This is a genomic window from Lentzea cavernae (assembly GCF_014653695.1).
In the GTDB taxonomy this organism is placed as follows: domain Bacteria; phylum Actinomycetota; class Actinomycetes; order Mycobacteriales; family Pseudonocardiaceae; genus Lentzea; species Lentzea cavernae.
In genome coordinates this window covers 124,591-136,389 of record NZ_BNAR01000019.1, presented here as the reverse complement: position 1 = coordinate 136,389, position 11,799 = coordinate 124,591, and the positions used below count along the sequence as shown (strand labels likewise).

Sequence of the window (11,799 nt, the reverse complement as noted above, 5' to 3'; positions counted from 1 at the left end):
CGATGTCCGGGGACTGCGCGCCGATCGCCACGTTCACGCCGCACGAGTGGCCGTCGAAGCCCTTAGCGGACGAGTCGTAACCGATCTCCAGGATCTTCTCGCGGACGATCGTGGGGATGTCCGCGTAGGCCTCGGTGGTCACCTCGCCCGCGACGTGGACCTGGCCCGTGGTCACCAGCGTCTCCACGGCGACACGGGAGCGCGGGTCCTTGGACAGCAACGCGTCCAGGATCGAGTCGCTGATCGCGTCACAGATCTTGTCCGGGTGTCCCTCGGTCACCGACTCACTCGTGAACAGCCTGCTGCTGTGCTGACTCACGGACACTCCTTCGTTGCGGGTGGACTCGGGAAAATACTACTGAGGCGGAGTCAAGCGAGCGGTAACCGCGTCCCACACAGCGGACGCCACTTGTGTTTTCGGGCCGTGGGGTATAGCCGTCTCGGCGCCGTCCGGGGACAGCAGCCAACCGGCGTTGTCCTCCTGCTCGAACGCCTTGCCGTCACCGACCGCGTTCAGCACCAGGAGGTCGCACCCCTTGCGCCGCAGCTTCGCCCGCCCGTAGTCGAGCACCGACGTCGTCTCGTCGCCGGTCTCCGCGGCGAACCCGACGATCAGCTGACCGGTCCTACGTGCGGAAACGAGCTCCACCAGGATGTCGGGGTTCTTCGTCAGCACGATCGGGTCCGGGTCACCGTCGGTCTTCTTGATCTTGTGTCCGGTGAGCGACACCGGCCGGAAGTCGGCCACCGCGGCGGCCATCACGACCACGTCCGCGTCCGCCGCGACCTTGTGCATGGCATCCCGCAGCTCCACCGCGGAGCCGACCTTCACGAGGTCCACTCCCGCCGGCGTGCTGAGATCCGAGGTATTTCCCACAACCAAAGTCACACGGGCGCCGCGCTGCGCGGCCACCCGTGCGAGGGCATATCCCTGCTTGCCGGACGACCGGTTGCCGATGAACCTCACCGGATCGAGCGGTTCGCGCGTGCCGCCCGCGGAGATCACGACGTGCACGCCTTCCAGCGTGCGCTGCATCGCGTCCGGCTGCACGAGCAGGAGCTTCGCCAGCTCCACGATCTCGGCGGGGTCGGGGAGGCGGCCCTTGCCCGTGTCCTTGCCCGTCAGACGGCCGGACGCCGGTTCGGCGACGACGACACCGCGGCTGCGCAGCAGCGCCACGTTGTGCTGGGTGGCCGGGTGCTCCCACATCTCCGTGTGCATCGCCGGGACCAGCAGGACGGGGCAGCGCGCGGTCAGCAGGGTGTTCGTCAGCAGGTCGTCGGCGAGGCCGTGCGCGGCCTTCGCGATCAGGTTCGCCGTCGCCGGGGCGACCACGACCAGATCGGCGTTCTGCCCGAGCTTGACGTGCGGCACCTCGTGCACGTCGTCGAACGGGTCGGCGGACACGACCTGACCGGACAACGCCTCGAACGTGGCGGCTCCCACGAACTTCAGAGCGCCCTCGGTGGGGATGACCCGCACGGAGTGACCGGACTCGGTCAACCGGCGCAGGACCTCACAGGCCTTGTACGCGGCGATGCCCCCGCCAACGCCCAGAACGATCCTGGGCTTGCCGGGGGCATCAGCAACGTCGTGCGAAGCGGGGTTCAAGCGGTCTCCTGTGAGAATGGACCAGCGAGGGCCGCGTCCTCACGAGGCGAGGAACCCCGGTCGGGGGTCCGGGGGCGGAGCCCCCGGCCGGGGGTGTGGGGGCTTGGCCCCCACAAGACACTGACCGACGAGCTCGGTCTGCGCTTTTCGCAGACAGACCTCACCCCGAGTCGGTCACTCGCCCTCGGTGTGCTCCAGCAGACCCGCGTGGATCTCGCGAAGAGCGATCGAGAGGGGCTTCTCACGCGGGCCCGGCTCGACGAGCGGGCCGACGTACTCGAGCAGGCCCTCGCCGAGCTGCGCGTAGTAGTCGTTGATCTGGCGGGCACGCTTCGCTGCGTAGATCACCAACGCGTACTTCGAGCTCACCTGCTCAAGCAGGTCGTCGATCGGCGGGTTGGTGATGCCCTCCGGGGAACCGGTCAGATGACCGAGCTCGGTGTGGGTGATCACTTCAGACTCCTGAATTTCGTGGTCCGACCATCAAGGATAGCAAGTCGGCCGCGGCCGACTGCACGTCGGCGTTCACGACGACCTCGTCGAACTCCTTTTCGGCCGCCAGCTCCTCGCGGGCGATGGCCAGCCGGCGTTCGACGACGTCAGGATGTTCGGTGCCTCTGCCGGTCAGCCGGTCGACCAGGTGCTCCCAGGACGGGGGCATCAGCATGACCAGCTGGGCTTCCGGCATGGCCTCTCGGACCTGGCGCGCGCCCTGCAGCTCGATCTCCAGGAGCGCGGGACGGCCCGCGGCCAAAGCTTCTTCGACGGGCCTGCGAGGGGTTCCGTACCGATTGCCGGCGAAGTCGGCGTGCTCGAGAAACTCGCCCGCCTCGACCATCTGCTGGAACTTCTCGTGGTCCACGAAGTGGTAGTGCACTCCGTCGACCTCGCCCGGCCTCGGCTTCCTGGTGGTCGCCGAGACGGAAAAGTAGACGTCGGGCTGCTGCTCGCGCAGCTCCGCCAGGACGCTGGACTTGCCAACGCCGGACGGCCCGGACAAGACGGTGAGGCGGGAACGGGCAGAGCCCGCTCCCGCCTCGGTGCCAATCACTCTCCGCTGAACTCGGAAAGCAGGGCCTTGCGCTGGCGGTCACCGAGACCGCGCAGGCGACGGCTGGGAGCGATCTCGAGGCGCTCCATGATCTGCTGCGCGCGAACCTTGCCGACGCCCGGGAGGGCCTCGAGCAGCGCGGACACCTTCATCTTGCCCAGGACCTCGTCGCTCTCGGCGGCCTTGAGCACGTCCGTCAGGGTCGTGCCGCCGCGCTTGAGGCGCTCCTTGAGCTCAGCCCGAGCGCGACGAGCGGCAGCAGCCTTCTCCAGCGCTGCGGCTCGCTGCTCCTCGGTAAGCTGGGGAAGAGCCACGATTTCCTCCGTGGTGTGGATTCTTTTCGGATCGGTGCCGCGACCGTACCGACCGCAATTGCCTGAGTACAACGTGACCCAGTCAGGAAATCTTCAGCGGTCATGATTGCGGCGGGTGGTAGTAGTACCAACACCCTCCGGCGGCCTGATCACTGGCCTCCGGGAACTCATCGCCCACTCCAGGTGTGCTATGAGGCCGGTGACCAGCGGGGCAGCCGGTGGCGTGGACCCTACCAACACATGTTTCCCCAGGTGAGCGCACCACACCCCAAAAGTTGTGGCGCGCCCCTCCTCAGAGGCTCTCCTGGACCCTTCGCACGGCGCTGACCAGCGAAGACACGTCAGGTCCGTGCTTGAGAACATCTCGTGAAGAAGTCGGAAAGACGTTGCGCATGTCGGCTCCGAAGAGCCGTTTCAGATCCGCCACGGAGCCTCCCTGAGCGCCGAAACCGGGTGCCAGAACCGGTCCGTTGAACCCGGAGAGGTCTACATCCGTTTCCCCGATCGTGGCGCCCACGACGAGACCGACATCGCCGCACGGGGAAATGCCTGAATTCCGAGCGGAGGCGAAATCGATGATCGTCTGAGCCGTGGTTCGCCCGTCCGGAGCAACCGCCCGCTGGACCTGGGCGCCCTCCGGGTTCGACGTGAGGGCGAGCACGAACACGCCCCTGCCCGTCGACCGCGCCGTGTCGAGCGCGGGCTGCAGCGATCCGAAGCCGAGGTACGGCGACACCGTGACGGCGTCACCGGCCAGCGGCGAGCCGTCGCCCAGGTACGCCTGCGCGTAGGCGGCCATGGTCGAGCCGATGTCGCCGCGCTTGGCGTCCACGAGCACCAGCGTGCCCGAGTCGCGCAGCCCGGCGATCACCCGCTCCAGCACCGCGACGCCACGGGACCCGTAGGCCTCGAAGAACGCCGCCTGCGGCTTCACCATCGACACCTGGCCGCCGAACGCCTCCACGGCCGTCAGCGCGAACCGTTCGAGGCCCTCCGCGGTCGGCGACAGGCCCCACGCCTCGAGCAGGCTCGGGTGCGGGTCGATCCCGACGCACAGAGGTCCGTGCGCCGCAACGGCTTTCGCGAGCTTCTCGCCGAAGTTCACCACCGGCGTCACGCGTCACCCCGCAGCGTGGCCTGGAGCGCCTGCAGCGGCTGGACCCCGATGTCACCCCGGATGAGCGCCTCGATGCCGTGCACGGCCGCGGCAGCGCCCTGGATCGTGGTCACGCAGGGGATGTCCTTGGCCACGGCGGCGGTGCGGATCTCGTACCCGTCGATCCGCGGACCGCTGTTGCCGTACGGCGTGTTGAAGATCATGTCGATCTCGCCGTTGAGGATCATGTCGACGACGTTGCCCTCGCCCTCGAAGTGCTTGCGCACCTCGGTGCACGGGATCCCGTTGCGCTTCAACACCTCCGCCGTGCCCGAGGTCGCGAGGATCTGGAACCCGAGGTCCGCGAGGCGCTTGACCGGGAAGATCATCGCGCGCTTGTCGCGGTTCGCGAACGACACGAACACCTTGCCCTTGGTCGGCAGCGAGCCGTACGAGGCCGTCTGCGACTTCGCGAAGGCCTTGCCGAACGACGAGTCGATGCCCATGACCTCGCCGGTGGACTTCATCTCCGGGCCCAGCAACGAGTCGACGCCGTGGCCCTCGGGCGTACGGAAGCGGTGGAACTGCATGACCGCTTCCTTCACCGCGACCGGCGCGTGCTCGGGCAGCCGGGCACCGTCACCGGTGGCCGGGAGGATGCCCTCGACGCGCAGCTCCGCGATCGTGGCGCCGAGCATGACGCGCGAGGCGGCCTTGGCCATCGACACGGCCGTCGCCTTGGACACGAACGGCACCGTGCGCGACGCACGCGGGTTTGCCTCCAGGACGTACAGCACGTCGTCCTTGAGCGCGTACTGGACGTTCAGGAGCCCCTTCACGCCGATGCCGCGCGCGATGGCCTCGGTGGAGCGGCGGACGTTCTCGATGTCCGAGGCGCCCAGGGTGATGGGCGGCAGCGCGCACGACGAGTCGCCGGAGTGCACACCGGCTTCCTCGATGTGCTCCATGACGCCGCCGATGAACACCTCCTCGCCGTCGCACAGCGCGTCGACGTCGATCTCGATGGCGTCGTCGAGGAACCGGTCGACCAGCACCGGGTGCTCGGGCGTCACCTCGGTCGCGCGGGCGATGTAGCCCGACAGCGACTCCTCGTCGTACACGATCTCCATGCCGCGCCCGCCGAGCACGTAGGACGGTCGCACGAGGACCGGGTAGCCGATCTCGTCCGCGATCTCCTTCGCCTCGCCGAACGACGTGGCGGTGCCGAACTTCGGCGCGGGCAGCCCCGCTTCGCCCAGCACCTTGCCGAACTGGCCGCGGTCCTCGGCGAGGTGGATCGCCTCGGGCGTCGTGCCCACGACGGGCACACCGGCGTCGGCCAGGCGCTTCGCGAGACCCAGCGGCGTCTGGCCGCCCAGCTGCACGATCACGCCCGCGACGGTGCCGGAGCGCTGCTCGGAGTGCACGACCTCCAGCACGTCCTCGAACGTCAGCGGCTCGAAGTACAGGCGGTCGGAGGTGTCGTAGTCCGTCGACACCGTCTCCGGGTTGCAGTTGACCATCACGGTCTCGTACCCGGCCGCCCGCAACGCCATCGCCGCGTGCACGCACGAGTAGTCGAACTCGATGCCCTGGCCGATGCGGTTCGGACCGGAGCCCAGGATCAGCACCTTCGGCTTCTCCCGCTGCTCCGCGACCTCCGTCTCGGCGTTCGGGTCGAGCTCGTACGCGGAGTAGTGGTACGGCGTCTCGGACTTGAACTCCGCCGCGCACGTGTCGACCGTCTTGTAGACCGGACGCACGCCCAGGCGGTGCCGCAACGTGCGCACGCCGTCTTCACCGGCCAGCTCCGAGCGCAGCGTGGCGATCTGCCGGTCGGACAGACCGGCGCGCTTCGCCTTGCGCAGCAGCGGTTCGTCGAGCACGGGAGCGTCCAGCAGCTCCTGCCGCAACGTGCCGAGCCAGGCGATCTGCTCGATGAACCACGGGTCGATCTTCGACGCGGTGTACACGTCCTCAATGGACGCGCCGAGTCGAAGAGCACGCTCGACCGTGTAGAGGCGGCCGTCGTGCCCGCGCTCCAACTGCTTCAGAGTCGACTCGAGCGTAGCGCCCTCGGGGTCGGGCTGAGTCCAGAAACCGACCGATTTCGTTTCCAGCGAACGCAGCGCCTTGCCCAGCGCCTCCACGAAGTTCCGGCCGATCGACATGGCCTCGCCGACCGACTTCATCGTGGTCGTCAGCGTCGGGTCCGCACCGGGGAACTTCTCGAACGCGAACCGCGGCGCCTTCACGACGACGTAGTCCAGCGAAGGTTCGAACGACGCCGGCGTCTCCCCCGTGATGTCGTTGGTGATCTCGTCGAGCGTGTAACCGATGGCGAGCTTCGCGGCGATCTTGGCGATCGGGAAGCCGGTCGCCTTGGACGCCAGCGCCGACGAACGCGACACGCGCGGGTTCATCTCGATGACGACCATGCGGCCGTTGTCCGGGTGGATCGCGAACTGGATGTTGCAGCCGCCGGTGTCGACGCCGACCTCGCGGATGACCTGGATGCCGACGTCGCGCATGTGCTGGTACTCGCGGTCGGTCAGCGTCATCGCGGGCGCGACCGTGACCGAGTCACCGGTGTGCACGCCCATCGGGTCGATGTTCTCGATCGAGCAGATGACGACGACGTTGTCGTTGCGGTCGCGCATCAGCTCGAGCTCGTACTCCTTCCACCCGAGCACGCTCTCCTCGATGAGGACCTCGGTGACCGGGGACTCCTCGAGGCCGATCGCCGCGAGGCGCTCCAGCTCGTCGGGCGTGTACGCCATGCCGGAACCCAGGCCGCCCATGGTGAACGACGGCCGGATGACGACCGGCAGGCCGAGGTCGGCGACGGTCTTGCGCACCTCGTCCATCGTCTTGCAGACGGCGGAACGCGGGACCTCGGAACCGATGCCGCGCACCAGGTCCTTGAAGATCTGCCGGTCCTCGCCGCGCTGGATGGCGTCGATGTCGGCGCCGATCAGCTCGACGTTGTACTTCTCCAGCACACCGCGCTCGTGCAGCGCGATGGCCGTGTTCAGCGCCGTCTGCCCACCCAGCGTCGCCAGGATCGCGTCCGGGCGCTCCTGCGCGATGACCTTCTCCACGAACTCGGCCGTGATCGGCTCGATGTAGGTCGCGTCGGCGAACTCGGGGTCCGTCATGATCGTCGCCGGGTTGGAGTTCACCAGGCTGACCCTGATGCCCTCCTCGCGCAGCACGCGGCACGCCTGGGTGCCGGAGTAGTCGAACTCGCAGGCCTGACCGATGACGATCGGGCCGGAGCCGATGACCAGAACGTGCTTGAGATCAGTCCTCTTCGGCATCAGCGGGCCTCATTCATCATGGTCACGAAGTCGTCGAACAGGGGCGCGGCGTCGTGCGGGCCCGCCGCGGCCTCGGGGTGGTACTGCACGGAGAACGCCGGCGCGTCGAGCAGCCGGACGCCCTCGACGGTGCCGTCGTTCGGGCAGTAGTGCGACAGCACGGCGCGGCCGAACTCCGAGGAGAACTCCTCACCCGGCGTGCCCTCCAGCGCGAACCCGTGGTTCTGCGAGGTGATGGCGACCTTGCCCGTGGTCACGTCGATGACCGGGATGTTGATGCCGCGGTGGCCGTAGCGCATCTTGTACGTCCCGCGGCCGACCGCGCGGCCGAGGATCTGGTTGCCGAAGCAGATGCCGAACAGCGGCAGCTTGCGGCCCAGGGCCTCCTTGGTCAGCGCGATGGCGTGGTCCTGCGTGGCCGGGTCGCCGGGGCCGTTGGACAGGAACAGGCCGTCGGGGCTCGTGGCGAGGATGTCCTCGAAGGAGCTCGTCAGCGGGAGCACGTGCACCTCGATGCCGCGCGCCGCCATCATCCGCGGGGTGTTCGACTTGATGCCCAGGTCGAGCGCCGCGACGGTGAACTTCTTCTCGCCGATCGCCTCGACCACGTACGGCTTCGACGTGGTGACGTCGACCGCGAGGTTCGCGCCGACCATCTGCGCCGACGCCTTGACCTGCTCGACCATCGACGCGTCGTCGGACAGCTCGGCACCGGAGAACACCCCGGCGCGCATCGCGCCCTGCTCGCGGATGTGGCGGGTCAGGGTGCGGGTGTCGAGGCCCGCGATGCCGACGACACCCTGGTTCGCGAGCTCCTCGTCGAGACCGCGCTTGGAGCGCCAGTTCGACGGCGTGCGCGCGGGGTCGCGGACCACGTACCCGGCCACCCAGATCTTCGAGGACTCGTCGTCCTCGTCGTTCCAGCCGGTGTTGCCGATCTGCGGCGCGGTCTGCACCACGATCTGGCGGTGGTAGGAGGGGTCGGTCAGGGTTTCCTGGTACCCGGTCATGGCCGTGGAGAACACGACCTCGCCGAGCGAGACGCCGGTCGCTCCGTACGCCTCACCGCGGAAGACACGTCCGTCTTCCAGCACCAATGCCGCGTTCGTCACGCCTTGCCTCCCACGAGTGCTGCTACCCATTCGTCATAAACGTCTTTGTCGTCGCCGCGAAAACCAGTGTCGAACAGGTGGCCATCGTTTTCCCACTGGACCACCAACAGGCCTTCTTCGCTGAACATGACCTTCCCCGCGAGGCCCCGGTCCGTGCGGGCGCCCCGGATGGACCCGGCGGGGATGAAGATCGGTGACGCGCCAACGCGTTCGATGGCGACGCCCTCCGGCACGAGGCTCAGCGTGGCCTCGGCGCGGAAGCCGATGTCACCGACCTGGACGCGGTCCTGCCAGTTGCCCGCGTTCGTCGTTCCGATGTAGACGCCCGTGGTCTCCAGGCGGGCCGCTCCGAGCGTCTCCGGCGTCGAGGGGAACGCGGGGAGGCCGGCCTGCTCGCGCTGGCGTCGCTTCCAGCCGTGCCACATGCCGTAGACGCACAGCGCGAAGAAGACGAAGACCGCCAGGGACAGGAGGATGCGGGTCATCGCGCAATCCTCCCCGCCTGTGCGGTCACCCGGCCACGCAAGATGGTGGCCGTCACCGCGGCGGACAGCTCCATGCCCTCGAACGGGGTGTTGCCCGCGATGCTCGCGAGCTCCGCGCCGTTCACCGTCCACGACGCGTCCGGGTCGACCAGCACGAGGTTCGCGGGCTCGCCGACGGCGATCGGGCGGCCCTGGTCGGTCAGGCCGGCGATCTCGGCGGGCTTCTCGCTCATCACGCGCGCGACGCCGCGCCAGTCCAGCAGCCCCGTCTTCACCATCGTCTCGACGACGATGCCGAGCGCGGTCTGCAGGCCGAGCATGCCCGGACGGGCGGCCGACCACTCGCAGTCCTTGTCCTGGACCGCGTGCGGGGCGTGGTCCGTGGCGACGCAGTCGATCGTGCCGTCGGCCAGCGCCTGGCGCAGCGCGTCGACGTCGGCCTGCGTGCGCAGCGGCGGGTTGACCTTGTTGACCGGGTCGTAGGTGGCGAGCCGGTCGTCGGTCAGGATCAGGTGGTGCGGGGTGACCTCGGCGGACACCTTGGTACCGCGGGCCTTGGCCCACTTCAGGACGTCCGCCGTGCCGGTGGTGCTGACGTGGCAGACGTGCAGCCGCGCGCCGACCTGCTTCGCGAGGATGCAGTCGCGGGCGACGATCGACTCCTCGGCCGCGGCGGGCCAGCCCTGCAGGCCGAGCCGGGACGCGTTCTCGCCCTCGTGCGCCTGGGCGCCGACCGTGAGGCGCGGCTCCTCGGCGTGCTGGGCGATGACGGCGTTGAGGGACTTGGAGTACTCCAGCGCGCGACGCATGATCAGCGGGTCGTGCACGCAGTGGCCGTCGTCGGAGAACACCCGGACGTTCGCCTTGGAGTTCGCCATCGTGCCGAGCTCGGCGAGCTTCTCGCCCTTGAGCCCGACGGTGACGGCGCCGACCGGGTGGACGTCGACGAGGCCGACCTCCTGGCCGCGGCGGGCGACGTGCTCGACGATGACGGCGTTGTCGGCGACCGGATCGGTGTTGGCCATGGCGAAAACGGCCGTGTAGCCACCGAGGGCGGCGGCCTTGGAGCCGGTCTCGATGGTCTCGGTGTCCTCGCGACCCGGCTCGCGCAGGTGGGTGTGCAGGTCGACGAAACCGGGCAGCAGAACCGCGCCGTTGCCTTCGATGACTTCGGCTTCTGAGTCCGTGCCGTCCGCGATCACGCCGTCGCGGATCAGCAGATCGATCGGTTCCCCCTCGCCGTAGGGCCTAACTCCCTTGAGAAGCAAGGGTTTCACGCGTTCTCCTCCTCGTGGGCGAGCAAGTGGTACAGCACGGCCATGCGCACGTGGACACCGTTGCGGACCTGCTCGGTGATGGCGGCCTGCGGGCTGTCGGCGACGACGGAGGCGATCTCCATGCCGCGCAGCATCGGGCCGGGGTGCAGCACGACGGCGTGCTCGGGCAGCAGCTTCAGACGCCGCTCGTTGAGGCCGTACGCGATCGAGTACTCGCGCGAGCTCGGGAAGAACCCGCCGGTCATCCGCTCGGCCTGCACGCGCAGCAACATCACCGCGTCCTGCGAGGCGAGCTCGGAGTCGATCTCGTGCGAGACCGCGACCGGCCAGTTCTCGACACCGGTGGGCAGCAGGGTCGGCGGCGCGACCAGCGTGACCTCGGCGCCGAGCGTCGTCAGCAGGTGCACGTTCGACCGGGCGACGCGGCTGTGCAGGACGTCGCCGACGATCGCGACGCGGCGGCCGTCGAGGTCGCCCAGGCGGTCGCGCAGCGTGGCGGCGTCGAGCAACGCCTGCGTGGGGTGCTCGTGCATGCCGTCGCCGGCGTTCACCACGGACGTGTTCGTGTGCTTGAGCCAGCCCGCGAGCCGGTGTGCCGCACCGGAAGCCGGGTGGCGCACGATCACGCAGTCGGCTCCCGCCGCCTGCAGGGTCAGCACGGTGTCCCTGAGGCTTTCGCCCTTGCTGACGCTGGAACCGGAGCTGCTGACGTTGATCACGTCGGCGGACATCCACTTGCCGGCGATCTCGAAGCTGACGCGGGTGCGGGTGCTGTTCTCGTAGAACATCGTGATCACCGTGCGGCCGCGCAGCGTCGGCAGCTTGCGGACCTCGCGGCCGAGCAGCGCCTGCTTCAGCCGGTCCGCGGTGTCGAGGATCGCGATCGCCTGGTCGCGGTCGAGGCCGTCGGTGGAGAGCAGGTGCTTCACTTCAGCACCACTCCGTCGCGGCCGTCGAACTCTTCCAGCATCACGACGACGTCCTCGGTCTTCGAGGTCGGCAGGTTCTTGCCGACGTAGTCCGCGCGGATCGGCAGCTCGCGGTGGCCCCGGTCGACCAGCACGGCGAGCTGGACCGCGCGGGGGCGGCCGTGGTCGCGCAGGGCGTCGAGGGCGGAGCGGATCGTGCGGCCGGAGAACAGCACGTCGTCGACGAGCACGACCAGCCTGTCGTCGATGCCGCCCTCGGGCAGCTTCGTCGCCTCGAGGGGCCTCGTGGGGCCTCGGCGCAGGTCGTCGCGGTAGAGGGTGATGTCGAGCGTGCCCTCGTGCACCGTGCGGCCGGAAAATTCGGCGATCTTAGCGGCTAGACGTCGTGCGAGGGGGGCTCCCCGGCTGGGAATACCCATCAAGACGACTTCGGGTGCGCTGGGTGCATCGAGAGCGGTCTTCTCGATGATCTGATGGGCCATTCGGGCGACAGTGCGCGCGACGTCACCGGCCGAGAGAATCTCGCGATCCCCGGCCGGATCCGTCGCGCCACGTTGACGTGACGCCACGGGTGGACCTCCTTCCCCGCCTCACTGGACGGGT

Annotated in this window: 12 protein-coding genes; all 12 read right to left on the bottom strand. The window is 68.8% G+C overall.

Annotation, left to right across the window (positions count from 1 at the left end; genetic code table 11):
* On the bottom strand, window positions 1-319 hold a 319-nt coding region (locus tag IE307_RS39645; protein ID WP_268250461.1), incomplete at its 3' end, for an S-adenosylmethionine synthetase N-terminal domain-containing protein.
* A gap of 36 nt (window positions 320-355) precedes the next feature.
* Complete coding sequence (gene coaBC, locus IE307_RS39640) at window positions 356-1,612, bottom strand: bifunctional phosphopantothenoylcysteine decarboxylase/phosphopantothenate--cysteine ligase CoaBC (protein WP_229905525.1); 1,257 nt, start codon at window positions 1,610-1,612, stop codon at window positions 356-358.
* 174 nt (window positions 1,613-1,786) lie between these two features.
* Window positions 1,787-2,065 (bottom strand): DNA-directed RNA polymerase subunit omega, encoded by a 279-nt coding sequence (gene rpoZ, locus IE307_RS39635; protein WP_045313812.1) that lies wholly within the window; start codon window positions 2,063-2,065, stop codon window positions 1,787-1,789.
* A gap of 1 nt (window position 2,066) precedes the next feature.
* Window positions 2,067-2,663 carry a guanylate kinase gene (gene gmk, locus IE307_RS39630; protein ID WP_191304616.1) on the bottom strand — a complete coding sequence of 199 codons (597 nt, stop codon included), beginning with the start codon at window positions 2,661-2,663 and terminating at the stop codon, window positions 2,067-2,069.
* Window positions 2,660-2,977 (bottom strand): integration host factor, actinobacterial type, encoded by a 318-nt coding sequence (mihF, locus tag IE307_RS39625; protein WP_030471603.1) that lies wholly within the window; start codon window positions 2,975-2,977, stop codon window positions 2,660-2,662. The genes gmk and mihF overlap by 4 nt, the downstream gene beginning before the upstream one ends.
* 292 nt (window positions 2,978-3,269) lie before the next feature.
* Window positions 3,270-4,085 (bottom strand): orotidine-5'-phosphate decarboxylase, encoded by an 816-nt coding sequence (gene pyrF / locus IE307_RS39620; protein ID WP_229905528.1) that lies wholly within the window; start codon window positions 4,083-4,085, stop codon window positions 3,270-3,272.
* A gap of 5 nt (window positions 4,086-4,090) precedes the next feature.
* Window positions 4,091-7,393 (bottom strand): carbamoyl-phosphate synthase large subunit, encoded by a 3,303-nt coding sequence (carB, locus tag IE307_RS39615; RefSeq protein WP_191304615.1) that lies wholly within the window; start codon window positions 7,391-7,393, stop codon window positions 4,091-4,093.
* Window positions 7,393-8,535: a glutamine-hydrolyzing carbamoyl-phosphate synthase small subunit gene (gene carA / locus IE307_RS39610; RefSeq protein ID WP_191304614.1), complete on the bottom strand. Its 1,143-nt coding sequence runs from the start codon at window positions 8,533-8,535 to the stop codon at window positions 7,393-7,395. Before carA ends, carB begins: the two co-directional genes overlap by 1 nt.
* Window positions 8,502-8,990 (bottom strand): PH-like domain-containing protein, encoded by a 489-nt coding sequence (locus IE307_RS39605; protein ID WP_191304613.1) that lies wholly within the window; start codon window positions 8,988-8,990, stop codon window positions 8,502-8,504. The genes carA and IE307_RS39605 overlap by 34 nt, the downstream gene beginning before the upstream one ends.
* A complete protein-coding gene (locus tag IE307_RS39600) occupies window positions 8,987-10,267 on the bottom strand; it encodes a dihydroorotase (protein ID WP_191304612.1) in 1,281 nt (426 codons plus the stop codon). Before IE307_RS39600 ends, IE307_RS39605 begins: the two co-directional genes overlap by 4 nt.
* A complete protein-coding gene (locus IE307_RS39595) occupies window positions 10,264-11,196 on the bottom strand; it encodes an aspartate carbamoyltransferase catalytic subunit (protein ID WP_191304611.1) in 933 nt (310 codons plus the stop codon). Before IE307_RS39595 ends, IE307_RS39600 begins: the two co-directional genes overlap by 4 nt.
* A complete protein-coding gene (gene pyrR, locus IE307_RS39590; protein ID WP_191304610.1) occupies window positions 11,193-11,765 on the bottom strand; it encodes a bifunctional pyr operon transcriptional regulator/uracil phosphoribosyltransferase PyrR in 573 nt (190 codons plus the stop codon). Before pyrR ends, IE307_RS39595 begins: the two co-directional genes overlap by 4 nt.
* Window positions 11,766-11,799: the final 34 nt, after the last annotated feature.

Bases quoted from the DNA above. Each gene is read 5' to 3' on its own strand.
- carB (WP_191304615.1), bottom strand. From the start codon at position 7,393: ATGCCGAAGAGGACTGATCTCAAGCACGTTCTGGTCATCGGCTCCGGC.
- carA (WP_191304614.1), bottom strand. From the start codon at position 8,535: ATGGGTAGCAGCACTCGTGGGAGGCAAGGCGTGACGAACGCGGCATTG.
- IE307_RS39605 (WP_191304613.1), bottom strand. From the start codon at position 8,990: ATGACCCGCATCCTCCTGTCCCTGGCGGTCTTCGTCTTCTTCGCGCTG.